Raw genomic sequence first — 23,914 nt, 5'->3', positions numbered from 1 at the left:
AAAATGCCAGAGCACAGCGGAACTGGCTTTGCCAGGCCGCCATTGCCGCCCCCTTGAGGGGGTCGCAAGCAGCGCGGCAGGGGCGGGTCAATCCATGCGCATGGAGAAGTCGACAGCCTTCACGTCTTTCGTCAAGGCGCCAATGGAAATGCGGTCAACACCGGTTTCTGCAAGGGCGCGCACGGTCTGCAAGTTCACGCCACCCGAAATCTCCAGCACGGCACGGCCCGCATTGCTGAGCACAGCGGCCTGCAAGGTCGGTATGTCCATGTTGTCCAGCAGCACCATGGTGGCGCCACAGGCCAGCGCCTCGTTGAGCTGGGGCAATGTTTCCACTTCAATTTCAACAAAACGCGCCTGGGGTGCGGTGTCCTTTACCCGCTGCAACACCGCCGCCACGCCACCGGCGGCGGCAATGTGGTTTTCCTTGATCAGCACGGCGTCGTACAAACCAATGCGGTGGTTCACACCGCCACCGGTGGTGACCGCGTATTTTTGCGCCAGCCGCAGGCCTGGCAGCGTTTTGCGGGTGTCCACAATCTGTGCCCGGGTGCCGGCCACCGCTGCCACGTAGGTGGCGGTTTTCGTGGCCACGGCCGACAGCAGCTGCAGAAAATTCAGCGCGGTGCGCTCGGCCGTCAGCAGCGGCTGCGCCAGGCCTTCAATCTCCAGCACCACCTGGTCGCCACGGCAGCGCTGGCCCTCGGTCACATGCCAGGTGAGCTGCGCTTGCGGGTCCAGTGCACGCACCGCAGCCTCCACCCAGGGGGAGCCACAGATCACGGCGTCTTCGCGCGCCAGGATGCGCGCCCGGGTGCGGCGGGAGGGATCGACCAGGGACGCGGTCAGGTCGCCGGAGCCCACATCTTCAGCCAGTGCGCGCGCCACATCGGCGCTGGCCAATGCAGCCAGATCGGTCGGGGTGAATTCAGACAGGTGTTTCATGGGACGCAAGCATAACGGGATCGAATATAGTGCCCCCATTCTCAACGCCATGCCACCAACCCGAGGGACATCGACATGAGCACACCCCAATCTGCAGCCCCCACAGCCACGCCCTATGGCACCTTGCCAGCCGCTTCGCCACTGCCGCAACGCAAGCCGGTGAGTCTGCCCAGGCTGATGGAAATGCGCGAACGTGGTGAAAAAATCACCATGCTCACGTCCTACGACGCCACCTTTGCCGCCGTGGCCGATGCCGCCGGCGTGGAGTGCATCCTGGTGGGCGACTCGCTCGGCATGGTGTGCCAGGGGTTGTCGAGCACCGTGGGCGTGACGCTGGAGACCATGCGCTACCACACCGAAAGCGTGGTGCGTGGCCTGCAGCGCGTGCAGGCCACCGCCTGGGTTATTGCCGACCTGCCCTTTGGCAGCTACCACGAGAGCAAAGAACAGGCGCTGCGCAGTGCCGCCGAGCTGATGCGCGCTGGTGCCCACATGGTCAAACTGGAAGGCGGCGGCTGGACCGCCCCGACCGTGCACTTTCTGGTGGAACGCGGCATTCCGGTGTGCGCCCACCTGGGCCTCACACCCCAAACAGTGCATGCGCTGGGCGGCTACCGGGTGCAAGGACGCGGCGACGCGGCCGCGCTCACGCTCAGGCGCCACGCGTTTGAGCTGCAAGACGCCGGCGCCACCATGCTGGTGCTGGAAATGGTGCCGGCCGTGGTGGCAGCTGAAATCACCACCGAGCTCACGACCTGCCACACCATCGGGATCGGCGCAGGCAAAGGCACAGCAGGCCAGGTGCTGGTGATGCACGACATGCTGGGCATCAACCTGGGCAAAAACCCCAAGTTCGTGCGCAACTTCATGGACGGCGCGAGCAGCGTGCGCGAAGCCATGGCCGCCTATGTGGCCGCTGTCAAAAACGGCAGCTTCCCGGACGACCAGCTCCACGCCTGGTGAACAGGACCACCCCTGCCGCGCTGCGCGCGACCCCCTCAAGTGGGCAACACCTGCCGTCTGGCGAAGCCAGCCCGGCGGTGTTTTTTGGCAATATCCCCTCCGTCTGACATGCAACTCGTCCACACCATCAAAGACCTGCGCGCGGCGCTGAAACCGTTCGACTCTCCCGTTTTTGTGCCCACCATGGGCAACTTGCACGATGGTCATCTGGCGCTGGTGCGCACCGGCAAGCCGCTGGGTGACGTGACCGTGTCGAGCATTTTCGTGAACCGCCTGCAGTTCGCACCACACGAGGATTTCGATACCTATCCGCGCACGCTGCAGGCCGATTGCGACCGGCTGGAACAAGCCGGTTGCGACGTGGTGTTTGCGCCTTCCGAAAAAGAGCTTTACCCGGAGCCACAGGGCTTCAAGATCCATCCACCCGCCGAGTTGGCCGACATCCTGGAGGGGCACTTCCGTCCTGGGTTTTTCATCGGTGTCAGCACGGTGGTGATGAAGCTGTTTCAGTGCGTGTTTTCAGAAGCCAAGGGACCGCGCCACGCGCTGTTTGGGAAGAAGGATTACCAACAGCAAATGGTGATCCGGCGCATGGTGCAGCAGTTCGCCCTGCCCGTCACCATCGTGGCCGGGGAGACCCAGCGCGCACCCGACGGGCTGGCACTGAGTTCGCGCAATGGGTACCTGAGCGACGCCGAACGCGCCGAGGCGGTGCAGCTGTCCATGGCCCTGCGCAGCCTGGCACGCGACGCGCTCGCCGCCGCCGAAGGCCTGCCGCGTCAACAAGAAGCACTGGAAGCGCGCGCCATGCAAGCGCTGGCCTCACGGGGCTGGCAGCCCGACTACATGACGGTGCGCCGCCGCACCGATTTGCAGCCTCCTGCGGCCGCTGATGCCACGGCCGCGCAGAGCCTCGTGGTTCTGGGTGCAGCCCGCCTGGGGCAAACGCGGTTGATCGACAACTTCGAGGTGTAGATATATTCCCCCCGCGCCGCCTGCGGCGTCACCCCCCCCAGGGGGGCGATGCTGGTGGCCCGGCTGAGCCGGTTCCGCGGCATCCTGGGTGGGGGGCACTGCGCGCCGGCGGCGGTTCTGCCGTGCGGGCTCCTGGGTCGTTTCAAAGACTGTGGGTGCCTGCGGCGTTGGCTACACCGTTTCGTCTTTGGGGTCGCGCCCCATCAGGGCGGCCACGGCCTGCGCGGGTTTCAATTGGCCGTCCAGCAGGGCCACCACAGCTTCGCTGATCGGCATGTCCACGCCGAGCATGCGGGCGCGCTGCACCACGGTGCGGGCGCTGTAAACGCCCTCGGCCACGTGACCCAGTGAGTCCACGGCCTGTTGCAGGCTCAAGTCCTGCGCCAGCAACTGGCCCACTTTGCGGTTGCGTGACAAGTCGCCGGTGGCGGTCAGCACCAGATCGCCCAGGCCCGACAGGCCCATGAACGTGTCCACCCGTGCGCCGAGCGCCAAGCCCAGGCGGGTCATTTCGGACAGTCCCCGGGTGATCAGCGCGGCCCGAGCATTCAGGCCCAGGTTCAACCCGTCGCACAGCCCGGTGGCAATGGCCAGCACGTTTTTCACCGCACCGCCCACTTCCACGCCCACGATGTCTTCGTTGGCGTAAACACGCAGCGCTGGGCTGTGAAACGCCGCCACCAGCGCAGCGCGCACGCTGGCGTGCTCGCTGGCCGCCACCAGGGCGGTGGGCTGGCCGCGGGCCACCTCTTGGGCAAAGCTGGGGCCACTGAGCACACCCGCTTGCAGCTGTGGCGCGACCTCGGCCCGAATTTCGTGCCCCATAAGCCCCATGGCAGGCTCGCCACGGGGTGCCTCGAAGCCCTTGCACAGCCAAGCCACCGGGGCCGGCTGCTCGCGCAAGCACTCCAGCATGCCGCGCAGCCCCGCCATGGGGGTGGCCACGATCACCAGATCAGCACCGTGGGTCGGCGCGTCTGGGCCACCCAGCGGTGCGTGTGAAACCTGTAAGCCTTCAGGCAACGCAAACCCGGGCAGGTAGCGCCGGTTTTCTCGCTGGGCCTGCATGTCTGCCGCCTGTGCAGCGTCGCGGGCCCACAGCGTGACGCGGTGCGCCTGCCCCGAAGGCCCCGCCGCGCTGATGGCCAGCGCCGTGCCCCAGGCACCAGCGCCGAGCACGGCGATGTTCAGGGGTGCTGTTGCGCCCACAGCCTGCACGCTTATTGCGTGACGATACGGGGGGCGTCTTCAGCGGCCTGCGCCTGCTGCTGCTCGTACATGGCCTGAAAGTTGATCTCGGCCAGGTGCACGGGCGGGAAGCCGCCACGCTGGATCAGGTCGGCCACGTTGCTGCGCAGGTAGGGGTAGACGATTTGCGGGCAAGCGATGCCCATGATCGGACCCATCTGCTCTTGGGGCAGGTTGCGAATTTCAAAAATGCCAGCCTGCTTGGCTTCGACCAGGAACACGGTTTTGTCCTTGATCTTGGTCTGCACGGTGGCGGTGACACAGACCTCGTACACGCCGTCGGCCACCGGGTTGGCTTCCACGCCCAGCTGAATGTCCACCGAAGGCTGCTCTTGCTCCAGCAAGATGGCGGGCGAATTGGGCTGCTCCAGGGAAGCCTCTTTCAAGTAGACGCGCTGGATCTGGAAAATGGGTTCTTGGGTGTCGGCCATGTGAAGTCTCTAATAGTCTGGAAAAACGAAACCCGCCGGGGAAATGCGTTCCCGCAGCGGGCACCGGTGGTGATTATGTCAGCCCCGTCGCACAGGACTCAACGGCCTCAGCCGCTCAGGCTTGCAGCATGGGCACCAGGCCGCCCTTTGCATCGAGCGCATGCAGATCGTCGCAGCCGCCCACATGGGTTTCACCAATGAAGATTTGCGGCACGCTGGTGCGCCCGGTCAGGCCTTTCATGTGCGCGCGCAGCTCGGGTTGCCCGTCAACAAAGACTTCTTCAAGCTGGGTCACGCCACGGGCTTGCAGCAAGGCCTTGGCGCGGCTGCAATAGGGGCAATACGCGCTGGTGTACATCTTGACGGTGGTCATGCGGAATCCTGAAAAAAGGTTGCGGGGAAATCGGCCGGAATGATCAGGCTTTTTCAACCGGCAAGCTGGCCGTGCGCCAGCCACCCATGCCACCCGCCAGGGAATGGCTGTTCTCGTAGCCCAGCTTCTTGGCAATGGCCACAGCGCGCTTGGAACGCATGCCCGACGCGCACACCAAAATAACCGGCGTGGCTTTGTTCTTCACCGCACCGGTCAGCTTGGCTTCCAGGTCGGCCAGAGGAATGTTCTTGGCACCCACCACATGCCCGGCCGCAAATTCATCGGCGCCACACACATCGATCACGGCGGCCTTCTCGCGGTTCATCAACTGCACCGCCTGAGCGGGGTTGAGCGAATCTGCTCCGCCCCCGGCGGTCAGTGCCGGGAACATCAACATGGCACCCGCGCTGAACGCTACGGCAATCAAAATCCAGTTTTCAATAAAAAAACTCACGGGGACACCTTTCAGTTAAGCCCGCGATTTTAGAATGTCTGGCTGGACTGTGTGGGCCACGTTGCGCCGCAGTTCAACTCGGACCCGCTCTGCGCAGTGCTGTCACCCTGGTTTTGCGCGCATCAACGCCCTCATCTACCCATGTACAAACTCGTCCTGATCCGCCACGGTGAATCCACCTGGAACCTTGAAAACCGCTTCACCGGCTGGACCGATGTGGACCTGACGCCGACCGGCGTGTCCCAAGCGATGTCGGCCGGCAAACTGCTCAAGGCCGAAGGCTACGACTTCGATATTGCCTACACCAGCGTCCTCAAGCGGGCCATTCACACCCTCTGGTACACCCTGGACGAGATGGACCGCACCTGGCTGCCCGTGGTGAAGAGCTGGCGCCTGAACGAGCGCCACTACGGCGCCCTGCAGGGCCTGAACAAGGCCGACATGGCCAAACAATATGGCGACGAGCAGGTGCTGATCTGGCGCCGCAGCTACGACACGCCACCGCCCGCACTGGAGCCGACCGACCCGCGCTGCGAGCGCAGCGACCGCCGCTACGCCCTGCTGCAACCCGACCAGGTGCCCCTGACCGAATGCCTGAAAGACACAGTGGCCCGCGTCATGCCGTTCTGGAACGAGGCGCTGGCACCCGCCATCAAGGCCGGCAAACGCGTGGTGGTGGCCGCCCACGGCAACAGCATCCGTGCCATGGTGAAGTACCTCGAAGGCATCAGCGACGCAGACATTGTGGGCATCAACATCCCCAACGGCATTCCGCTGGTGTACGAACTGGACGCCGATCTGAAGCTCATCAAGCGTTACTACCTGGGGGACGCCGAAGCCGCAGCGGCCGCGGCGGCTGCCGTCGCGGCACAAGGCAAGGGCTGAAGGCCACCCGCTGAGGCACCAAAGGCTTTACGGAACCGAAATACCCGGGCTTGCTCCAAGGTGTATATTGCTTTGCAGCAGGCGCCTCCGGCACCGCTCAGGTTTGTTTTGAGGTATTTCCATGGGTAAATTTGTGGGTCAAAAGCTGAAAATTGCGGGCTGGGTTGCCATTGGCGCGGTGGCTGGCGCGCTCACCACCGTACAACTGCAGGCGGTGGCTCGGGGCACGCTGGCGCCCTTGCCACTCGAAGAGCTGCAACAGCTCGCTGCGGTGTTTGGCATGGTCAAGACCGACTACGTGGAGCCGGTGGATGAGAAAAAACTCATCTCCGAAGCCATCTCTGGCATGGTGGCCAGCCTCGATCCGCACTCCCAGTATTTCGACAAAAAGTCGTTCAAGGAATTCCGCGAAGGCACCAGCGGCCGGTTCGTGGGCGTGGGCATTGAAATCACCATGGAAGACGGTCTGGTCAAGGTGGTTTCGCCCATCGAAGACTCACCTGCTTTCCGCGCCGGACTCAAAACCGGCGACCTGATCACCAAGATCGATGACACGGCCGTGAAGGGCCTGTCGATCAACGACGCGGTCAAGCTCATGCGGGGCGAGCCGCGCACCAAGGTGCTGCTCACCATTTTCCGCAAGGACGAAAACCGCAGTTTTCCGGTGACGATCACGCGCGAAGAAATCAAAACCCAGAGCGTCAAGTCCAAGGTGGTCGAGCCCGGCTACGCCTGGGTTCGGGTGTCGCAGTTCCAGGAACGGACCATTGAAGACTTTGCCCGCAAAGTGGAAGAGATCTACAAGGCCGACCCCAAGCTCAAGGGCTTGGTGCTGGACCTGCGCAACGACCCGGGCGGTTTGCTGGACGCAGCGGTTGCGCTGTCAGCAGCGTTTCTGCCTGAAAACGTCACGGTGGTGTCGACCAACGGCCAGCTCGAAGACAGCAAATTTGTCTACAAGGCGATTCCGCAGCACTACCTGCGCCGCGGTGGCCCGGACCCGATCAAGCGGCTGACCGACGCCACCCAGGGCGCACTGAAAAAAGTACCGCTGGTGGTGCTGGTGAACGAAGGCTCTGCATCGGCCAGCGAAATCGTGGCGGGCGCCTTGCAAGACCACAAACGCGCCACCATTCTGGGCAGCCAGACGTTCGGCAAGGGCTCGGTGCAAACCGTGCGTCCCCTCGGGCCAGAAACCGGCCTGAAGCTGACCACCGCGCGCTACTACACGCCCTCGGGCAACTCCATTCAGGCCAAGGGGATCGTGCCCGACGTGATGGTGGACGAAACCCTCGAAGGCAATGTGTTTGCCGCCCTGCGTACCCGCGAGGCCGACCTGCAAAAGCACCTGGGCAACGGCAAAGACGCCGAACCGCCCATGACCGATGCGCGCCGCGCTGAGGAACAGCAGCGCGAAGAAGCGCGTGAGCAAGCCCGCAAACGCCTGGAAGAAGAAGCCAAGAAGAACCCGGGCCAACGCCTGGTGCCGGAATTTGGCAGCGAAAAAGACTTCCAGCTGCAACAAGCGCTCAACCAGCTCAAAGGCCAGCCGGTGGTGGTGAGCAAGACGCTGACGGTGCGCAGCGCCGAAGAGAAAAAAGACAACTGACCCTGCGGCGGCCCTGCCGCAGCGACTGCCCTTGAACGACGCCCAGCTCCTGCGCTATTCGCGCCACATCTTGCTCAACGAACTCGGCGTTGAAGGGCAAGAGCAGTTGCTGGCGTCGCACGCGCTGGTGATCGGTGCCGGCGGCCTGGGCTCGCCGGTGGCCTTGTACCTGGGCAGCGCGGGTGTTGGCCGCATCACGGTGGTCGACCACGATGTGGTGGACGAAACCAACCTGCAGCGCCAGATTGCACACAACCTGGCCCGGGTGGGCATGGCCAAGGCGCTGTCGGTGCAGCAGGCCGTCGCCGCGATCAACCCCGACGTGGTTGTTGCGCCCGTGGTGCAACGGGCTGACGAGACCCTGCTGAACACACTGGTGGCGCAAGCCGACGTGGTGCTCGACTGCACCGACAATTTCACCACCCGCCACGCCATCAACCGCGCCTGCGTGGAGCACGGCAAACCGCTGGTGTCGGGCGCCGCCATCCGCATGGACGGCCAGCTCAGTGTGTTTGACCCGCGCGTGCCAGGCAACCCCTGCTATGCCTGCGTATTTCCCGAAGACAGCGGCGTGGAAGAAACCCGCTGCGCCACCATGGGCGTGTTTGCGCCACTGGTGGGCATTGTGGGCACCATGCAGGCCGCTGAAGCGCTGAAGCTGCTGACGGGGCAGGGCTCGCGCTTGACCGGGCGCCTGCTGATGCTGGACGGCCGCGACCTGGCCTTTAACGAAATCGCCCTGCCCCAAAACCCGCAGTGTGCGGTGTGCGGCCAGCCGCACGCCTGAAGCCGCAAGCCGCGTGCCTCAAGGCAGAGAACACGGCCCGTGCCGGCGCCGAAATTCACGCGGTGTTTCAGCACCGTCCACACCAAACACCCCTTTGCGTTCGGCACGCGCCTGCGCTTCTTCGGCCGCGTAAGGCCCGAGGCTGCGCCGCCAGCGGGAAGACCAGGCGTGGCCGCCACGCACCAGCACGGCGGCCATGTCATCGCCACCGGCAGTGACTTGCGCCAAGCCGCGGCCGTAGGTGTCAAACGCGCGTACGCGAACCGTCACCACCTGGTCGAGCACGCGCACGGCCAGTGCATCGCGGGCGGCTGGGCCACCGCTCTGGCAAATCTCTGGGGCATCCACGCCGTCCAGCCGCAACTTGCGGTAGCGGCCACCGGCCAGCGGCTTGACCCACAGCGTATCGCCATCAAACACCCGGGTGACGCGGCCGGTAAAGGTGAAAGGCAATGGCTGCCTGGCCTGACTGGGGGCGGCGCCGGCAGCTGCATCCGACCGGGCCCAACCAGTGGCTGGGCCAGCCAGCGCAGCGGCCACCAGCAGGGCAAGCGAACCACGTGGCGCACACCAAAGGCTCGTGTATTTGTAAAACGTCATGCAGGTAGTCTGCCAGCTTCAAGGCCAGACAAAAGGCAGCGGCGCACGGCACGGGCCGTTTGTCACACCGATCACACAGCCATGTAGCGCCCCGGACGGTGGTTGATGGCCAGTGTCATGTTGAGCACCAACGCACCCAGCACCGACCAGAGGATTTGCGACCAGTCGACCACCGCCATGGCGGCCAACACAATGGCGCAGTCAAAGGCCATTTGAACGTGGCCAGCGCGCCAGCCAAAACGCTCTTGCAGGTACAGCACCAGGACGTTGAAACCACCCAGACTGGCGCGGTGGCGAAACAGCATCAACATGCCAGCCCCCATGAGCAGGCCTCCCGTGACCGCGGCAAAACCGGTAGACAACGCAGCAAAGGTGATGCCCTGCGGCACCCATTGCACAAAGACTGCCAGCAGCGCCACGGCGGCAAAGGTTTTGAGCGTGAACACCCAACCCATGCGCTGAAAAGCCAGGCCGTAAAACGGCAGGTTGATGGCAAAAAACACGAGGCTGAAGTTCCAGCCGGTGGCGTAGTGCAGCAAAAATGCCAGGCCCGCCGTGCCGCCGGTGATCAGCCCAGTGTGGCGAAACATGACCACCCCCAACGCCACAAACAACGTGCCGGTGAGCAAGGCCTGAATGTCTTCATGCGGCTTGTGGCGGCTCGGTGGCAAGGTGGTTTGACTGGTGGGGGTTACGGGACGAAAACGAGACAACCAAGTGGACACGGGCAGGCACCAAAATTAAAAAAGCCCGCGCAACGCGGCCACAGCGCTGCAGTGTCTCCGATGGCTGCAGCCGCGGGTTTGATACAGGTCAGGCCCTGCGTGCGCCCACGCGCCACCCGATCAACCTTTTTTAGAACCGGCCAGCAACAAGGCCCCGCCCACCACGATGGCGCCCACGCCCACCCACATGGGCACGTTCACCGTTTCCTTTTCTTTCACGGACAGTTCCACCGGACCGAGCTTGATCACCTCGGTGTCTTTGGTGTAGCTGAAGCTGCCGTACAGCAACCCCGCTATGCCGGCTGCAATGCACAGGATGCCGGCCAATTTGATTGCGTTCATGAAGTTTTCCATTCCATCACTGGACGTGCAACCCGGGTCCGAAAAGACACAGGCGCCAGACCGTGGCCCATGATGCACCAAAGTGGCGACTCAGGCTGTAACGATCCAGCCTTCCAGGGGATCGAATGGCGGGAGTCCCCAGCACGGGTGCCCGGCACTGTGCTGGGTCTGGGCCCAGGCTGCCTGCAGCAGGCAAAGCACCGCGTCCAGGCTGTCGCCGCTGGCGTCGTCGGCCAGTGCGTCGCGCTGCGCATGGCTGAGCTTGAGGCGCAGCTGGGCGCCCTGCAACAGCGGCACCAAGCCGCTTTCCAGCGCGTTGATGAGTGTCTTGCGGGCAATCAGGCGGTCAGGCGTCTGCCGCGTCTTGTCGTCGCTCTTGTACGAGGTGTTGCCCAACACGCTGCGCGCGAGTAGGCCGGGGTAGGCTTCCAGGGCCATGCGGTTCGGATCGCCGGGGTGCAAACCCGGCAGGGTGACACCCGCATCGATCAAGCGCGGCACACCCGCATGCAGCATGAAAGCCACCGGCGGGTTGACCCATTTCATGCTCGGACTGGAGCCTGCGGGGACGTCGGTAGCGCGGTGGGCAAACTTGCCGCCTACCGGGCGCGCGTCGCAGAACGCGGCGAACGCATCGCGGATGGTGGAGCGGTCCAGGCTGGCGTAGTGCGCCATGCAGTCGCGCCAGCCGGTCGGCCAGCCCAGCGTGGTCACCAGTTCACGCGGCAAGCCAAAGGGTAGATCAAAACCACCCACCCATATCTGCGGGCGGCTGAGCCGTTCACCCCAGGCGTCCAGCGTCTCGAACCGCTCCATGTTGCCCAAGAGGACGCGGCCACGGTCCAGGGTGCCGACGGCCAGGGTGATGGGCTTGCGGCGGCTGGGTGCACTGGTGAAATCGCACCCCAGCAGGGCGGTGGTCACGCCGAACGGTAGGCCAGGAGCCCGGTGGAAAGCAGCAAACCCACGGCGCTCAAGCGCGACCGATGATGCTGGCCGTGGCCATCAACTCTTCGAGCAGCGCCAGTGAGACCTTGCCCGACACGGCGTAGGGATCGAACTCGGGACGCTCGGAGTACTTCAGCACGATCGAGGTGTTGAGCTTGGACAGGTTGACCTGGCCCATGGTCCAGCCACCAAAGCGGCGCTCGGAGATTTCTTCGTAGTGCAGCAGCACCGCGTCGGTGTGGCGCTTGTCGGCCACGATGTGGTTGTAAAGGGTGTTGACCGCCGTGCGCCCGCCTTCAATGGCTTGCAGAAACACGCCGCCGCCGTAGCACAGCACACCGGTGATGCCGTTGCCAATGTTGTGCGAACGGGAGGCTTCGAGGATGGACTCGATCAGACGGGCGCTGTCTTTATCGACGGCGCGGCTGACGTAAAGCAGGCGTACAAGCATGGGAACCTTCAGATAAAACGGGGTGGCAACGCTGGGCTGGGTTCAGCGTGGAATCAACGAGAGGAATTCGCGCCGGAGGTTGGGGTCTTTGAGAAACACGCCGCGCATGACCGAGTTGATCATCTTGCTGTCCATGTCTTTCACACCACGCCAGGCCATGCAGTAATGGCTGGCTTCCATCACCAGGGCCAGGCCGTCGGGCTGGGTTTTTTCCTGGATCAAATCGGCCAGTTGCACCACGGCCTCTTCCTGGATCTGCGGTCGGCCCATGATCCATTCGGCCAGACGCGCGTACTTGGACAGACCAATCACATTGGTGTGCTCGTTGGGCATGATGCCAATCCAGATCTTGCCGATGACCGGGCAGAAGTGGTGGCTGCAGGCACTGCGCACGGTGATCGGGCCAACGATCATGAGTTCGTTGAGGTGCTCGGCGTTGGGAAATTCGGTGACCGCAGGGCCCTTCACGTAGCGGCCGTTGAACACCTCTTTGATGTACATCTTGGCCACGCGGCGCGCGGTGTCACCGGTGTTGTGGTCGTTATCGAGGTCAATGACCAGGCTCTCCAACACGCCTTGCATCTTGCCGGCCACCTCGTCGAGCAGCTTGTCCAGCTCGCCCGGCTGAATGAACTCAGCGATGTTGTCGTTGGAGTGAAAGCGCTGCCGTGCGGCTTTGACGCGCTCTCGAATTTTGACCGACACAGGCACACCCTGGTCGTCATCGGCGGGGAGGGCTGGGGTCATGTCAGGTTCTGTTTTCACGAGCATGCGACATGCTAACACCGGCACCTTGAGCCCACTGCCCGCCCTGAATAACTGGGAATCTCTTGGGGTTTTGACCCGTCCCAGATCAACCCCACCCCGAGCGCTTGGCGCATCTGCCGAGGTCAGTAACGGTGGCCCGTGATGAACAACACGGCACGCATGATGCCGAAAGCGATGCGGTCGAGCACACGTTGATGGTAGGGACGCTGGCTCAGGCTCGTGGCATGCAATTGCTGTCCACTGCGGATGACGTGGTCGTCCAGGCAATCGTGCAGCAAAGCGGCAAAGCGCCTGTCGGTGGTCATCACGTTGGCCTCTCGCGCCAAGAGCATCGACAAAGGATCCAGGTTGGTCGAACCCACCGTCGCCCAGCGCTGGTCAAACACGGCCACTTTCGCATGCAAGGCACTGGGCGCGTACTCGTGGATTTCAATACCCGCATTCAACAAGGTCTGGTACACCGGGCGCGCCGCGCGGTACTGAAAAAAATGCTCGTACTTGCCCTGCAACAACAAGCGCACGCGCACACCGCGCCCCACAGCGAGCATGAGAGCCCGCCGCAGCTTGCGCCCGGGAATGAAGTAGGCGTTGGCAATGACAATGTCGCGTCGCGCCTCGCCAATGGCCTTCAGGTAGGCACGTTCTATATCGTGCCGGTGGGTCACGTTGTCGCGCAGCAGCAAAGCGGCGCGGGCACCATCGACGCCCAGCGAGGCGGGCGCTGTCTCGCTGGACTCAACAGCCGCAGCACCAGGAAAGTCCAAGCCAGTTCGGGACTCGATCTTCGCCAGCAGACGCGAAAAATCGCCCACCGGGCGGGTGGCACGCAACGCCTGCCAAGCCGCGCGAAATTCCCGCTGCCGGGCCTTGCGCACCGCCTGCAGGCGCCACCACAACTGCTCCATGGTTTCCACCATGTCGTCCACCAGCGGGCCAGCCACCTGCAACGAAAAATCGAGTCTGGGTGCCAGCAAACGGCCCAGCGCCACATCGTCTTGATCGTCAATGATGTTGATGCCGCCACAAAACCCAACCGTGCCGTCCACCACACACAGCTTGCGGTGCAACCGCCGCCAGCGGCTGGGCAACAGCAAGCCCAGGCGCCCCAGCGGCGCGTAAACCCGCCAGCGCACGCCGGCTTTGGCAAAGCGCTGCACCCATTCGGTGGGCATGCGGGGCGTGCCCACACCGTCGATCACCAGCCGCACCGCCACGCCACGCAATGCGGCCCGCTCCAAGGCCTCGGCCACGCTCAGCGCCGAGCCCGCAAATTCAAAAATATAGGTTTCCAGGTGCACCACCGAGCGCGCGGCATCCATGGCCTCCACCAAGGCAGGGAACAGCGCCGAGCCGTTTTGCAGCAAAACCAGCTGGTGACCCCCTTTCATGCCCCCAGCACCCCGGCGCCCAGGCGCATCGGCGTCCAGCGGCAGGCCCGTGCTCACAGCTCCAGCTCGGCAATGAGCGGCAAGTGATCGGACATGCGTGTCCAGGCCCGCCCGTGAGGCACATGGGCCGACACCGGCTTGAGCCCCCGCACAAAAATACGGTCCAGATGCAGCAGCGGCAAGCGCGACGGGTAGGTCGGCAAGCGAATGCCGTCAAACGTGCGCAGGTCCAGGTCGGCCATGGGTTTGAGCAGCTGGGCGCCCCAGTCGTTGAAATCTCCCGCCACGATCAGCGGGGCATCAGACGGCAACTCGGCAGCAATGTAATGCCCCAGGCGCTGCACCTGGCGCTCACGGCTGGCATGAATCAACCCCAGGTGCACCACCACCACATGCACAGCGACCCCGTCCACCAGCAACTGCACATGCAACAGCCCGCGTTGCTCAAAACGGTGGTCGGACACATCCGAATGTTTGCTCTCCAGCACCGGCCAGCGCGAGAGCAGCGCGTTGCCGTGTTCGCCGTGGCGCGTCACGGCATTGGTTCGGTACACAGCCTCGTAACCGTCCGGCGTCAGGTAGTTTGCCTGGTCCAGATCGGGCCAGCGGGTGAAGTGCTTTTCCAGCTTGCGGTTGTGGCTGCGCACCTCTTGCAGACACACGATGTCGGCATCAAACTGCTCCACCGCGTGCGCCAGGTTGTGAATTTCCAGCCGGCGCCCCGGACCCAGGCCCTGCACGCCTTTGTGGATGTTGTAAGTTGCGACTCGAACGATGCTCATGCCCAAATCATGCCACCAATGGACTCGGGTTTGCTGCCCAGGGTGACTGATGCCAGCAGGTGCGAATTCAGCGGCTACGCCGGTGCGGGAGCTGCAAAATAGCCTCGGCATTGGACGGTGAAAAACAGCGCTCGGCCGCCTCGGCCCAAGGCAACCAGACTTGTGCCTGGTGCTCGCGGGGACTCAAGACCACAGACAGCGGCTGCGGGATGCACAGACCAAAAAGTCGCTCGGTGTTGCGGGTCACGCCGGGTGCGTAGCGGTGCCGCCACTGCGGGTAAATTTCGTACACATTTTCCAGGCCCCAGTCGGTCAGTACGTGGCCGGGTGCCTGGGCGTCCAGCCCGGTTTCCTCGGCCACCTCGCGAGAGGCCGCCACTGCAAACGGTTCGTCTTCCTGGTCGAGAGATCCGGTCACCGACTGCCAGAAACCCGGTGCATCGGCACGCTCGATCAGCAGCACCTCCAGCGCCGGGGTGTGGATCACCACCAGCACCGACTGCGGAATTTTGTACGGGCGCGCCGAAGTCAAGAAAGCCTCACAGCCAGCGCCGTCCTGCTCGCTGCCACAGTCGCCAAGCCGACCAAGCGCCCCAGCTCAGGCGAAACAGCCGCGTCGGCTTTCGGACCACCCAGACCACGCCCACCGTCAGCACCGGCAAGAGCACGGCCGTCGGACGGGATCGCACCCAGACCCACGCATCCTGTGCATGGTCGGCCAAGGTGAACGCTGGCGCGAGCGCGCGCAGGTTGGTGTCCAGCTGGCCGCGCAGCTGCTGGGAACGCAACACCAGGGCTTGCCGTCGCTGCGCGAGCGCTTGTTGGGATTGCGCCATGGACTCAGGAGCGCAGCTGCTCGCGGTCCTGCCGCAGCTCGGCCAGGCTGCTGGCGAACAGGGCCGAGCCGCGGCGCGCGCGCTGCCATGCCATCCAGGTGGCGATGCCACCCAGAGTGAGAAAGAGCGTAGCAAACACCGCCAGCGCCAACAGGCGCTGCGTGTCCCACAACGCTACCGTGATGAAGATGGCCAAAAAGCCCAGGCCCATGGCCAGCAGAAGCACCGCCGCCAAGCCCCACAGCAACAGCCCGACCACGCGCACCACCTCTTCCTGCGCTTCGACACTGAGCAACTCCAGGCGCACCTGCAACAGTGTCAACACCGTGCCGGCGAACCCCTTGAGCGAGGCGCTCAGGCGGGTGGGCGGTGGCCTGTCCATACCGATCAGCGTCGACCGATCAGCAACCCGATCACCAAGCCCACGCCCACCGCGGCGCCGATGGCAGGCCAGGGGTGCTCGTGTACGTAGTCGTCGGTGGCGCGAGCCACTTCTTTGGTTTTGACCTTGACCTTGTCTTCCAGGTCGCCCAGCTTGTGCCGCGCGTCCATGAGATTGCCGCGAATGCGTTCGCGCATCTCCACCAACTTGCCTTCGGTCTGACCCGCAGTGGCCGTCAGCAGCTCCTCGGCATCCGCAATCACGCGTTGCAAGTCGCGCACCAGTTTTTCCTTGTTGACCTGGGTATCGCTGGCGAAATCGTTCATGGCATTCCTCCTGGTAATGGGTTGTCAAAGCGTCTCAAACAAGACCGTCAACAGACTGTGATTGTGCTGCGATAGTTCCCAGCGAACCAGCGCTGGGCCCGCGCGCTCATGAATGACCGTACAAACTCAGGCTGTCTTGGCCAAGTCCGTGTTGCGCAGGCGGATGTGCAGCTCGCGCAGCTGTTTTTCATCAACCAGGCTTGGCGCTTGCGTCAGCAGACACTGGGCGCGCTGGGTCTTGGGGAAGGCGATCACGTCGCGGATCGAGTCGGCGCCGGTCATCAGCGTGACGATACGGTCCAGGCCGAAGGCCAGACCACCGTGGGGCGGCGCGCCGTATTGCAACGCGTCGAGCAGGAAGCCAAACTTGACTTGCGCTTCTTCGGGTGTGATCTTGAGCGCGTCAAACACCTTCTGCTGCACCGCCGCGGTGTGGATACGCACCGAGCCGCCACCGATTTCCCAGCCGTTCAGCACCATGTCGTAGCCTTTGGCAATGCACTTCTCGGGTGCGGTGACCATCCAGTCTTCGTGGCCGTCTTTGGGCGCGGTAAAGGGGTGGTGCACGGCGGTCCAGCGGTCGGCTTCTTCGTCGTGTTCAAACATGGGGAAGTCCACCACCCACATCGGTGCCCAGCGGGCTTCGAACAGGCCGTTTTTCTTGCCCAGCTCGCTGTGGCCGATCTTGATGCGCAGCGCGCCGATGGCGTCGTTCACCACCTTGGCCTTGTCGGCGCCGAAGAAGATGATGTCGCCGTCTTGCGCGCCGGTGCGCTTCAAAATCTCGGTCACGGCCGCGTCGTGCAGGTTTTTCACAATCGGGCTCTGCAGGCCGTCGCGGCCTTTGGCCACTTCGTTGACCTTGATCCAAGCCAGGCCCTTGGCGCCGTAGATTTTGACGAAGTCGGTGTAGGCGTCGATTTCGCTGCGGCTGATTTCCGCGCCGCCGCGCACGCACAAGGCCACCACTCGGCCGTTCTTCATCGTGGCCGGCGCGCTGAACACTTTGAAATCCACGTCGGCCATCACGTCGGTCAGCTCGGTGAATTCGAGTTTGACGCGCAAGTCGGGCTTGTCGGAGCCGAAGCGGTGCATGGCTTCGCTGTAGGCCATCACCGGGAACTCGCCCAGGTCCACACCCAGGGTGTTCTGGAACACGGTTTTGATCATGCCCTGGAACATGTCACGGATGTCTTCCTCGGTCAGGAACGAGGTTTCAATATCGATCTGCGTGAACTCTGGCTGGCGATCGGCGCGCAGGTCTTCGTCGCGGAAGCACTTGGTGATCTGGTAGTAGCGGTCAAAGCCGGCCACCATGAGCAGCTGCTTGAACAGCTGGGGCGACTGCGGCAGCGCGAAGAAGTGGCCGTCGTGCACGCGGCTGGGCACGAGGTAGTCGCGAGCGCCTTCCGGTGTGCTCTTGGTCAGCATCGGGGTTTCGATGTCGATGAAGCCGTTGGCATCGAGAAACTTGCGCACTTCCATGGCCACGCGGTAGCGCAGCATCAGGTTGTTTTGCATGTACGAGCGGCGCAGGTCCAGCACGCGGTGCGTGAGGCGGGTGGTTTCGCTCAGGTTGTCGTCGTCGAGCTGAAACGGCGGCGTCACCGACGGGTTGAGCACCTTGAGTTCGTGGCACAGCAGCTCGATCTTGCCGCTCTTGAGGTTGTCGTTGGTGGTGCCGTCAGGGCGCGCGCGCACCAGGCCGGTGATCTGCACGCAGTATTCGTTGCGCACGTCTTCGGCCACCTTGAACATGTCGGCGCGGTCGGGGTCGCACACCACTTGTACGTAGCCTTCGCGGTCGCGCAGGTCGACAAAAATGACGCCGCCGTGGTCGCGTCGGCGGTTGACCCACCCGCACAGGGTCACGGTCTGGCCCAGCAGGGCTTCGGTCACAAGACCGCAATAGTGGGTACGCATAGCCATGGCAATTTTTCTTTCAACAGTGTCGCCACCGAGGTGGCGGGGAAACATTCAGGACGGGGTGTTGGTGGCGCTGGCCGCAGCCATTTGCGCCACTTGAAGTTGGGCATTGTTCGGCCCGCCAGGCACGATCACACCCATGGAAACGATGTAGGTCAGCGCGGCATCGACGCTCATCTGCAGTTCGACACAGGCGCTTTTGCGCACCATCACAAAATAGCCGCCGGTGGGGTTGGGCGTGGTGGGCACAAAAACGCTGTAAAAATCATCTTGCGGGCTGGCGCCACCAGGCTGCGCCTGCAATTGGCGCAACACATCACCCGCAGGAGCGCCGGTCAAAAAGGCGATGGTCCACATGCCTTCGTGAGGCCACTGCACCAGCAGCGCCTTGCGAAAAGCGTTGCCTTTTTCAGAAAACAGGGTGTCCGATATCTGTTTGACGCCGGAATAAATGGAGCGCACCACCGGAATGCGGTGCAGCAAGGCGTGCCACCAGTGCACCAGCTTGTTGCCAATGATGTTGGACGCCAACGCGCCAATGGACAGCACCACCGCCAGGGCAAACACCACCCCCAGCCCGGGCACATGCACGCCCAGCAACTGGTCGGGATGCCAGTTGACGGGCAAGATATGCAGCGTCTGGTCCAGCGTGGTGACGACCCAGTCCAGCACCCACAGGGTGATGATCAGGGGCACCAGAACCAGCAGGCCAGCGAGCAGCCATTTGCGCAAGGAGGGCATCAGGGCGGTCTCAGGTGGACGTCGTCGAGCCTGATGATGGCGCCGGCGAGGCAGCGGGAGCCGCGGCCGGCGCCGCAGCAGGAGCCGGCGCCGCGGTGGAGGCACCGGCAGGCTTGGCTGCGTCAGCCGCAGCCGGGGCAGCACCCTCTGCGGACACGGCCGGCGGGGTGGCGGTGTTGCCACCGCGAAAATCGGTGACGTACCAGCCTGAGCCCTTGAGCTGGAAGCCGGCAGCGGTTACCTGCTTGCGAAAACTGGGCTGACCGCAGGCTGGGCAAACGCTCAGCGGGTCATCGGACATTTTTTGCAACACGTCCTTGGCATGGCCGCAGGACTCGCACTTGTAGGCATAGATGGGCATGACGTGAACCAGTAGGGGACTCGGGTCGCTTCGGCAAATGCAGTGGCCAGGGGCCGGGCCGTCATTCGCCGAAGGGAAGTTGAACAAAACCCGACATTATAAATTGGGGGTCCGGCGCTGTGCCGTCCACCGGTCAGGCACTTGGCCGCTCGGCAGTCCGTGCAGGGGGTGCGGTTCAGCCACTCACCACAGGCGCACGCGCACCAGCAGCTGCATGACGAGCAAACCCAGCAAGAAGCCCAGTCCGCCGTACAGAATGGCCTGCAGCAAACGGTTGGTGCGGCGCTGCTCGGTCAGCAAGCTATCGAGTTCGCGGCGCAACTCGTGGGGTTTGTGCTGCAGGTAGTCGTGCAGCAGCCGCGGCAGCGCAGGCAGCAGCTTGGCGTATTGCGGGGCTTCGGCCTTGAGTTGCTCCAGCAACTTCTTGGGGCCCAGCTGGTCCACCATCCACGTTTCCAGGAAAGGCTTCGCGGTGTTCCACAGGTCCAGCTCGGGGTCCAGGTCGCGGCCCAGGCCCTCGATGTTGAGCAGGGTTTTCTGCAACAGCACCAGCTGCGGCTGGATCTCCACCTGGAAACGGCGCGAGGTCTGAAACAGGCGCATCAGCACCATGCCCAGCGAAATTTCTTTCAGGGGGCGGTCGAAATACGGCTCACACACGGCACGAATGGCCGACTCCAACTCGTCCACCCGCGTGTCACCGGGCACCCAGCCCGACTCGATGTGCAGCTCGGCGACCCGCTTGTAGTCGCGGCGGAAGAAGGCGGTGAAGTTTTGCGCCAGGTATTCTTTGTCGAACTCGGTGAGCGTGCCGACGATGCCGAAATCGAGCGAGATGTAGCGCCCAAACGTGGCCGGTTCCACACTGACCTGGATGTTGCCCGGATGCATGTCGGCGTGAAAGAAGCCGTCTCGAAAAACCTGGGTGAAAAACAGGGTCACGCCATCGCGCGCCAGCTTGGGAATGTCCACCCCCAAGCGGCGCAACTCGTCCACCTTGTTGATGGGCAGGCCGTGCATGCGCTCCATCACCATCACCTCGGTGTGGCAGTAGTCCCAGAGCATTTCGGGAATGAGCACCAGGTCCAGACCCTGCATGTTGCGGCGCAGCTGGGCCGCGTTGGCGGCCTCCCGCACCAGGTCCAACTCGTCGTGCAGGTATTTGTCGAACTCCGCCACCACCTCTTTGGGTTTCAGGCGCTTGCCGTCGGCCGACAAAGCGTCCACCCAGCCGGCCATCATGCGCATCAGGCTCAGGTCTTTGTCGATGACCGGCAGCATGTTGGGCCGCAGCACCTTGACTGCGACCTCGCGCCCGCCATGGCGGCCATCGCGCAGGGTGGCAAAGTGAACCTGTGCGATGGACGCACTGGCCACCGGCACCTGCTCAAAGTGCGAAAACACCGCGTCCAGCGGTTTGCCAAACGCGCGCTCGATGGTGGCCACCGCCACCGCGCTGGGAAACGGTGGCACACGGTCTTGCAGGCGGGCGAGCTCGTCGGCAATATCGGGTGGCAGCAGGTCGCGGCGGGTGGACAGCACCTGCCCGAACTTCACGAAGATCGGCCCCAGCCGCTCAAGTGCCTCACGCAGGCGCTGGCCGCGCGGTGCGTCCAGATTGCGGCCAATGGAAACAATGCGCGTCAGCAGCCGGATGCCGCGGCCCCGAAAGCTGGAGAGCACCAACTCGTCCAACCCATAGCGCAACACCACCCAAACAATGAACGCGCCTCGAAACAAGCGATTCATGCGGCAGTTCCGTCAGCACCTGGGGCGGTTGCAGCCGGTGGGGCTTCGGCGGGTGCCGGTGGAGCGCCTGGTGACGCAAAAGGCGGCCGGGGGAAACCTTCGGGCTTGCGTGCCACGAACGACTTGACGGCCTGCGCCGCCGAACGGGCAAAACGCGTCAGCGTGTGGGCGGGGGCGTCGCCCACGAACCGAGACAGGTCTTCTTCTGGGTCCCAGCGCACGTTGTCCACCAGCCAGGCCACCTCGGCCGCCAGTTGCACATCGCCCTGAATGTCCACACCGGGCTTGTCACCGGCCAGCACCGTCTGCGCCAGGGCCAGGGGTGAAGTCTGGGTCAGGGTCACCCGCAGTTCGGGCTGGGCGTCGGGCGCTGCGCGTTCGAGCAGGCCCGCAGCGGTGGGGGTGAGCGTGAGGTGAAATTCGCCCCACTGCATCTTCACCGGTTTGCCTTTTTGGCGCCGCAGACGGTCTTGTGCTGCTTTTTCCTGCATGAGCACATGGTTGAGAAACAGAACGATGCGGTTCTGCAACTCATCCACCACCCAGTCAGGCGGCCTCACGGCACCCAGCAGGGATTGCAGGAAATTGGGAAGGGAGCCGCCAGTGGACGGTCCAGACGAAAAAACGGGGGGTTCATTTTTCATGACCCCCCGATTTTGACGGATAAAGCCAGGCGCAACGGGTGCGCGGGGCTCTTGTTTGCGACGGCGGCTACTGCAACGCCTGAACGCCCGCCACCAACCAGCCACCCGACCCGTTCTTGGGGCGGGTGATGTTCCAGACCTCACGGAAAGGATTGGGCCCGGCTGACACGTCTTCCCGGATCAAGCCCGAAAATTCGACGCTGGCCATGTAGCCTGCATCCATTTCTTCGATACCCAGCAAATGGGCTTCCAGCATCACCACCTCGGTCTTGTTGACCGTGCCACCACCCGAGCGCTCCCGCTCAGACAGCTGGCTCTGGATCTGCTCCAGCATGCCATCGGTCATCATGGCGCGCAGACTGGGAATGTCTGAACGGTCCCAGGCGTCTTGCAGGCTGAGAAAGTTGGCCTTGGAAGCCTTGAGAAAGCCTTCGGCATCAAAACCGGCGGGAACGCCCCACCCCTGCGATCCCGACAAGGACGAGCCGATCATGGAACCACCGGCTGCGGCATCAGAAGCGCCAGCATGGCTCTCCCACGGGCGGGCAGAGGCGTCATTGCCCACGTTCTTCGGGCTGTAACCCCGCGGCGTGGCGGGGTCAAACTGAGAATTGCCGCCACCGGCAGCCGCCTGGTAGGCCAGCCCCGAGGACCCTGCGCTGGCGCGGCGGCGCATCAGCATGCCGACCACGGCGATCACCACGGCGGCGAGCAACGCAAACAGGAGGAACTGGGCAAAACCTTCACCCAGGCCGAGGCTGGAGGCCAGCCAGGCCAAACCGAGGCCTGCCGCCAAGCCGCCCAGCATGCCGCCCCAAGCGCGCTTGGGTGCAGGCGCTGCAGCCGTGCTGGCGGCGGCGGGGCGCACAGCGGCATTTTGTGTGGGTGCCGGCGCAGCCTGCTGCGCAGGCGGCGTGCTGCTGCGCTGCGTCACATTGCCCGACTGCTTGCCAAACGACAAACCGCCGCCGATGCGCTTGGCCCAGACGTCCTGAGCGCCAACGACCATGGCACACACCAGCACCACCGACCACAATGTTTTGTTACCCATCTTTGTCCCCCCAGACGAAAAAACCAACCGACCCATATCAGATCAACATTTGATCCCCATGTGTAGAGCCACCACACCCGCCGACAGGTTGTGCACGTCCACATGCCCAAACCCGGCACCCTTCATCAACTGCCGCAGCTCTTCTTGCCCGGGGTGCATGCGAATGGATTCGGCCAGGTAACGGTAGCTGTCCTCGTCGTTGGCCACCAGCCGCCCCAGCTTGGGCAGGATGTTGAACGAATACCAGTCGTAAGCTTTTTCAAGTGGCTTGGCCACCCGGGAAAACTCCAGCACCAGCAACTTGCCGCCCGGCTTCAGCACCCGCTGCATCTCGGCCAGCGCACGGTCTTTGTGTGTCATGTTGCGCAAACCAAACGCCACCGACACAAAGTCGAACGCGTTGCTTTCAAACGGCAACTGTTCCGCGTCGCACACCAGCGTGGGCAACACCACACCCAGATCGAGCAGGCGGTTGCGCCCTTCGCGCAACATCGCCTCATTGATATCGGTATGAACCACGCGACCTGTAGGGCCCACCTTCTTGGCGAATGCCAGCGACAGGTCGCCGGTACCGCCAGCAATGTCCAGCACCTGGTCACCTGGCTGAGGGTTGGCAACCGTCAAGGTGTAGCGCTTCCAGACGCGGTGCAGGCCAGCCGACATGAGATCGTTCATCACGTCGTAGCTGGGTGCCACCGAATCGAACACGCTGCGCACGTGCTGCGCTTTTTCGCGCTCGTCAACCGACTTGAAACCGAAGTGTGTAGAGGCCATACAACAATCCTAAGCGGTTAATGGCTACCGCAGGCGCTCCCGCCCTTCGCCGCCATGGGCGCATCGCGTTCCATGCCGGCCGCTTGCAGGCGAGCGTTGTAATCGGCCCACAACTCGGTTTGTTTGGAGCCTAAAAAATACAGGTAGTCCCAGGAAAAAATGCCGCTGTCGTGCCCGTCCGAGAACGTGGGTTGCACGGCGTAGTTGCCCACCGGCTCCAGCGCGATGATGCCAACCTCGCGCTTGCCGGTCTGCAGCACTTCCTGCCCCGGGCCGTGGCCCTGCACTTCAGCCGACGGCGAGTACACGCGCATCAGCTCAAACGGCACATGAAACTCGCTGCCGTCTGAAAAGCCGATTTCCAACACCCGCGATTGCTGGTGCAGGGTGATGGATTGCGGCGTGGGGGTGTTTTTGTCAAGTCCGGCCATGGTGTCTCCTGTTGTCGCT

The 23,914-nt window shown here is 63.6% G+C and carries 30 protein-coding genes; 5 read left to right on the top strand and 25 right to left on the bottom strand.

Going from position 1 to position 23,914, the window contains the following annotated elements; translation table 11 throughout:
* Positions 1 to 87: 87 nt before the first annotated feature.
* The gene (gene nadC / locus AC0GNR_RS07655; protein ID WP_472900365.1) at positions 88 to 945 is read right to left on the bottom strand and encodes a carboxylating nicotinate-nucleotide diphosphorylase; all 858 of its coding nucleotides are present in this window, start codon (positions 943 to 945) and stop codon (positions 88 to 90) included.
* Between the two features lie 75 nt (positions 946 to 1,020).
* On the opposite strand from nadC, the gene panB reads away from it, so the two are divergent.
* On the top strand, positions 1,021 to 1,908 hold the full coding sequence (panB, locus tag AC0GNR_RS07650) for a 3-methyl-2-oxobutanoate hydroxymethyltransferase (protein ID WP_472900364.1): 888 nt from the start codon (positions 1,021 to 1,023) through the stop codon (positions 1,906 to 1,908).
* A gap of 108 nt (positions 1,909 to 2,016) precedes the next feature.
* On the top strand, positions 2,017 to 2,883 hold the full coding sequence (gene panC, locus AC0GNR_RS07645) for a pantoate--beta-alanine ligase (protein ID WP_472900363.1): 867 nt from the start codon (positions 2,017 to 2,019) through the stop codon (positions 2,881 to 2,883).
* A 171-nt stretch (positions 2,884 to 3,054) separates the two neighbouring features.
* Here the strand turns inward: panC and AC0GNR_RS07640 are convergent, their stop codons facing one another.
* The 4 genes from AC0GNR_RS07640 to AC0GNR_RS07625 form a co-directional block, all read right to left on the bottom strand.
* Complete coding sequence (locus tag AC0GNR_RS07640) at positions 3,055 to 4,074, bottom strand: NAD(P)H-dependent glycerol-3-phosphate dehydrogenase (protein WP_472900379.1); 1,020 nt, start codon at positions 4,072 to 4,074, stop codon at positions 3,055 to 3,057.
* 29 nt (positions 4,075 to 4,103) lie between these two features.
* Entirely contained in the window at positions 4,104 to 4,562 is a 459-nt protein-coding gene (gene secB / locus AC0GNR_RS07635) for a protein-export chaperone SecB (RefSeq protein WP_472900362.1), read from the bottom strand.
* A gap of 115 nt (positions 4,563 to 4,677) precedes the next feature.
* Complete coding sequence (grxC, locus tag AC0GNR_RS07630; RefSeq protein WP_472900361.1) at positions 4,678 to 4,935, bottom strand: glutaredoxin 3; 258 nt, start codon at positions 4,933 to 4,935, stop codon at positions 4,678 to 4,680.
* 43 nt (positions 4,936 to 4,978) lie between these two features.
* On the bottom strand, positions 4,979 to 5,389 hold the full coding sequence (locus AC0GNR_RS07625) for a rhodanese-like domain-containing protein (RefSeq protein WP_472900360.1): 411 nt from the start codon (positions 5,387 to 5,389) through the stop codon (positions 4,979 to 4,981).
* A 141-nt stretch (positions 5,390 to 5,530) separates the two neighbouring features.
* Between AC0GNR_RS07625 and gpmA the strand changes: the two genes are divergently transcribed.
* The 3 genes from gpmA (at position 5,531) to AC0GNR_RS07610 (ending at position 8,670) form a co-directional block, all read left to right on the top strand.
* Positions 5,531 to 6,274 (top strand): 2,3-diphosphoglycerate-dependent phosphoglycerate mutase, encoded by a 744-nt coding sequence (gpmA, locus tag AC0GNR_RS07620; RefSeq protein WP_472900359.1) that lies wholly within the window; start codon positions 5,531 to 5,533, stop codon positions 6,272 to 6,274.
* 133 nt (positions 6,275 to 6,407) lie between these two features.
* Positions 6,408 to 7,883 (top strand): S41 family peptidase, encoded by a 1,476-nt coding sequence (locus AC0GNR_RS07615; RefSeq protein WP_472900378.1) that lies wholly within the window; start codon positions 6,408 to 6,410, stop codon positions 7,881 to 7,883.
* A gap of 31 nt (positions 7,884 to 7,914) precedes the next feature.
* Entirely contained in the window at positions 7,915 to 8,670 is a 756-nt protein-coding gene (locus AC0GNR_RS07610) for a HesA/MoeB/ThiF family protein (RefSeq protein WP_472900358.1), read from the top strand.
* A gap of 18 nt (positions 8,671 to 8,688) precedes the next feature.
* Here AC0GNR_RS07610 and AC0GNR_RS07605 read toward each other — a convergent pair whose 3' ends face one another.
* The 20 genes from AC0GNR_RS07605 to AC0GNR_RS07510 form a co-directional block, all read right to left on the bottom strand.
* Positions 8,689 to 9,270: a thermonuclease family protein gene (locus tag AC0GNR_RS07605; protein WP_472900357.1), complete on the bottom strand. Its 582-nt coding sequence runs from the start codon at positions 9,268 to 9,270 to the stop codon at positions 8,689 to 8,691.
* Between the two features lie 71 nt (positions 9,271 to 9,341).
* Complete coding sequence (locus AC0GNR_RS07600) at positions 9,342 to 9,941, bottom strand: YitT family protein (protein WP_472900356.1); 600 nt, start codon at positions 9,939 to 9,941, stop codon at positions 9,342 to 9,344.
* 174 nt (positions 9,942 to 10,115) lie between these two features.
* Positions 10,116 to 10,337, bottom strand: coding sequence for a hypothetical protein (locus tag AC0GNR_RS07595; protein WP_472900355.1), 222 nt, complete (start codon positions 10,335 to 10,337; stop codon positions 10,116 to 10,118).
* A 90-nt stretch (positions 10,338 to 10,427) separates the two neighbouring features.
* Positions 10,428 to 11,261 (bottom strand): DUF429 domain-containing protein, encoded by an 834-nt coding sequence (locus AC0GNR_RS07590; RefSeq protein ID WP_472900354.1) that lies wholly within the window; start codon positions 11,259 to 11,261, stop codon positions 10,428 to 10,430.
* Between the two features lie 49 nt (positions 11,262 to 11,310).
* A complete protein-coding gene (locus tag AC0GNR_RS07585; RefSeq protein WP_472900353.1) occupies positions 11,311 to 11,736 on the bottom strand; it encodes a BLUF domain-containing protein in 426 nt (141 codons plus the stop codon).
* Positions 11,737 to 11,778: 42 nt separating this feature from the next.
* Positions 11,779 to 12,507, bottom strand: a complete 729-nt coding sequence (gene folE / locus AC0GNR_RS07580) for a GTP cyclohydrolase I (protein ID WP_472900352.1) — start codon at positions 12,505 to 12,507, stop codon at positions 11,779 to 11,781.
* 119 nt (positions 12,508 to 12,626) lie between these two features.
* Complete coding sequence (gene clsB, locus AC0GNR_RS07575) at positions 12,627 to 13,892, bottom strand: cardiolipin synthase ClsB (RefSeq protein ID WP_472900377.1); 1,266 nt, start codon at positions 13,890 to 13,892, stop codon at positions 12,627 to 12,629.
* Between the two features lie 53 nt (positions 13,893 to 13,945).
* Complete coding sequence (locus AC0GNR_RS07570; RefSeq protein ID WP_472900351.1) at positions 13,946 to 14,674, bottom strand: endonuclease/exonuclease/phosphatase family protein; 729 nt, start codon at positions 14,672 to 14,674, stop codon at positions 13,946 to 13,948.
* 67 nt (positions 14,675 to 14,741) lie between these two features.
* Positions 14,742 to 15,206 carry a dihydroneopterin triphosphate diphosphatase gene (gene nudB, locus AC0GNR_RS07565; RefSeq protein WP_472900350.1) on the bottom strand — a complete coding sequence of 155 codons (465 nt, stop codon included), beginning with the start codon at positions 15,204 to 15,206 and terminating at the stop codon, positions 14,742 to 14,744.
* 7 nt (positions 15,207 to 15,213) lie between these two features.
* Positions 15,214 to 15,510, bottom strand: coding sequence for a YqjK family protein (locus AC0GNR_RS07560; RefSeq protein ID WP_472900349.1), 297 nt, complete (start codon positions 15,508 to 15,510; stop codon positions 15,214 to 15,216).
* 4 nt (positions 15,511 to 15,514) lie between these two features.
* The gene (locus AC0GNR_RS07555) at positions 15,515 to 15,892 is read right to left on the bottom strand and encodes a phage holin family protein (protein ID WP_472900348.1); all 378 of its coding nucleotides are present in this window, start codon (positions 15,890 to 15,892) and stop codon (positions 15,515 to 15,517) included.
* Positions 15,893 to 15,897: 5 nt separating this feature from the next.
* Positions 15,898 to 16,218: an ElaB/YgaM/YqjD family protein gene (locus AC0GNR_RS07550; protein ID WP_472900347.1), complete on the bottom strand. Its 321-nt coding sequence runs from the start codon at positions 16,216 to 16,218 to the stop codon at positions 15,898 to 15,900.
* A gap of 126 nt (positions 16,219 to 16,344) precedes the next feature.
* On the bottom strand, positions 16,345 to 18,147 hold the full coding sequence (gene aspS / locus AC0GNR_RS07545) for an aspartate--tRNA ligase (protein ID WP_472900346.1): 1,803 nt from the start codon (positions 18,145 to 18,147) through the stop codon (positions 16,345 to 16,347).
* 48 nt (positions 18,148 to 18,195) lie between these two features.
* Positions 18,196 to 18,885 (bottom strand): DUF502 domain-containing protein, encoded by a 690-nt coding sequence (locus tag AC0GNR_RS07540; RefSeq protein ID WP_472900345.1) that lies wholly within the window; start codon positions 18,883 to 18,885, stop codon positions 18,196 to 18,198.
* 10 nt (positions 18,886 to 18,895) lie between these two features.
* Positions 18,896 to 19,246 (bottom strand): FmdB family zinc ribbon protein, encoded by a 351-nt coding sequence (locus tag AC0GNR_RS07535; protein ID WP_472900344.1) that lies wholly within the window; start codon positions 19,244 to 19,246, stop codon positions 18,896 to 18,898.
* Positions 19,247 to 19,429: 183 nt separating this feature from the next.
* Positions 19,430 to 20,995, bottom strand: coding sequence for a ubiquinone biosynthesis regulatory protein kinase UbiB (gene ubiB / locus AC0GNR_RS07530; protein ID WP_472900343.1), 1,566 nt, complete (start codon positions 20,993 to 20,995; stop codon positions 19,430 to 19,432).
* Positions 20,992 to 21,639: a ubiquinone biosynthesis accessory factor UbiJ gene (locus tag AC0GNR_RS07525; protein ID WP_472900342.1), complete on the bottom strand. Its 648-nt coding sequence runs from the start codon at positions 21,637 to 21,639 to the stop codon at positions 20,992 to 20,994. The genes ubiB and AC0GNR_RS07525 overlap by 4 nt, the downstream gene beginning before the upstream one ends.
* A gap of 67 nt (positions 21,640 to 21,706) precedes the next feature.
* Positions 21,707 to 22,690: a Tim44 domain-containing protein gene (locus AC0GNR_RS07520; RefSeq protein WP_472900341.1), complete on the bottom strand. Its 984-nt coding sequence runs from the start codon at positions 22,688 to 22,690 to the stop codon at positions 21,707 to 21,709.
* Between the two features lie 42 nt (positions 22,691 to 22,732).
* The gene (gene ubiE / locus AC0GNR_RS07515; protein WP_472900340.1) at positions 22,733 to 23,464 is read right to left on the bottom strand and encodes a bifunctional demethylmenaquinone methyltransferase/2-methoxy-6-polyprenyl-1,4-benzoquinol methylase UbiE; all 732 of its coding nucleotides are present in this window, start codon (positions 23,462 to 23,464) and stop codon (positions 22,733 to 22,735) included.
* A gap of 17 nt (positions 23,465 to 23,481) precedes the next feature.
* Entirely contained in the window at positions 23,482 to 23,895 is a 414-nt protein-coding gene (locus AC0GNR_RS07510; RefSeq protein ID WP_472900339.1) for a gamma-butyrobetaine hydroxylase family protein, read from the bottom strand.
* Between the last annotated feature and the right edge of the window lie 19 nt (positions 23,896 to 23,914).

Source organism: Hydrogenophaga sp. LT287 (genome assembly GCF_055702805.1).
This window is presented reverse-complemented; position numbering and strand designations above follow the sequence as displayed.

Coding starts and splice junctions, on each gene's coding strand:
- ubiB (WP_472900343.1), bottom strand. CDS start 20,995: ATGAATCGCTTGTTTCGAGGCGCGTTCATTGTTTGGGTGGTGTTGCGC.
- AC0GNR_RS07595 (WP_472900355.1), bottom strand. CDS start 10,337: ATGAACGCAATCAAATTGGCCGGCATCCTGTGCATTGCAGCCGGCATA.
- nadC (WP_472900365.1), bottom strand. CDS start 945: ATGAAACACCTGTCTGAATTCACCCCGACCGATCTGGCTGCATTGGCC.
- AC0GNR_RS07520 (WP_472900341.1), bottom strand. CDS start 22,690: ATGGGTAACAAAACATTGTGGTCGGTGGTGCTGGTGTGTGCCATGGTC.
- AC0GNR_RS07525 (WP_472900342.1), bottom strand. CDS start 21,639: ATGAAAAATGAACCCCCCGTTTTTTCGTCTGGACCGTCCACTGGCGGC.
- panB (WP_472900364.1), top strand. CDS start 1,021: ATGAGCACACCCCAATCTGCAGCCCCCACAGCCACGCCCTATGGCACC.
- AC0GNR_RS07585 (WP_472900353.1), bottom strand. CDS start 11,736: ATGCTTGTACGCCTGCTTTACGTCAGCCGCGCCGTCGATAAAGACAGC.
- secB (WP_472900362.1), bottom strand. CDS start 4,562: ATGGCCGACACCCAAGAACCCATTTTCCAGATCCAGCGCGTCTACTTG.
- AC0GNR_RS07510 (WP_472900339.1), bottom strand. CDS start 23,895: ATGGCCGGACTTGACAAAAACACCCCCACGCCGCAATCCATCACCCTG.
- ubiE (WP_472900340.1), bottom strand. CDS start 23,464: ATGGCCTCTACACACTTCGGTTTCAAGTCGGTTGACGAGCGCGAAAAA.
- AC0GNR_RS07540 (WP_472900345.1), bottom strand. CDS start 18,885: ATGCCCTCCTTGCGCAAATGGCTGCTCGCTGGCCTGCTGGTTCTGGTG.
- AC0GNR_RS07550 (WP_472900347.1), bottom strand. CDS start 16,218: ATGAACGATTTCGCCAGCGATACCCAGGTCAACAAGGAAAAACTGGTG.
- AC0GNR_RS07535 (WP_472900344.1), bottom strand. CDS start 19,246: ATGCCCATCTATGCCTACAAGTGCGAGTCCTGCGGCCATGCCAAGGAC.
- clsB (WP_472900377.1), bottom strand. CDS start 13,892: ATGAAAGGGGGTCACCAGCTGGTTTTGCTGCAAAACGGCTCGGCGCTG.
- aspS (WP_472900346.1), bottom strand. CDS start 18,147: ATGGCTATGCGTACCCACTATTGCGGTCTTGTGACCGAAGCCCTGCTG.
- AC0GNR_RS07605 (WP_472900357.1), bottom strand. CDS start 9,270: ATGACGTTTTACAAATACACGAGCCTTTGGTGTGCGCCACGTGGTTCG.
- folE (WP_472900352.1), bottom strand. CDS start 12,507: ATGCTCGTGAAAACAGAACCTGACATGACCCCAGCCCTCCCCGCCGAT.
- panC (WP_472900363.1), top strand. CDS start 2,017: ATGCAACTCGTCCACACCATCAAAGACCTGCGCGCGGCGCTGAAACCG.
- gpmA (WP_472900359.1), top strand. CDS start 5,531: ATGTACAAACTCGTCCTGATCCGCCACGGTGAATCCACCTGGAACCTT.
- AC0GNR_RS07570 (WP_472900351.1), bottom strand. CDS start 14,674: ATGAGCATCGTTCGAGTCGCAACTTACAACATCCACAAAGGCGTGCAG.
- AC0GNR_RS07555 (WP_472900348.1), bottom strand. CDS start 15,892: ATGGACAGGCCACCGCCCACCCGCCTGAGCGCCTCGCTCAAGGGGTTC.
- AC0GNR_RS07560 (WP_472900349.1), bottom strand. CDS start 15,510: ATGGCGCAATCCCAACAAGCGCTCGCGCAGCGACGGCAAGCCCTGGTG.
- grxC (WP_472900361.1), bottom strand. CDS start 4,935: ATGACCACCGTCAAGATGTACACCAGCGCGTATTGCCCCTATTGCAGC.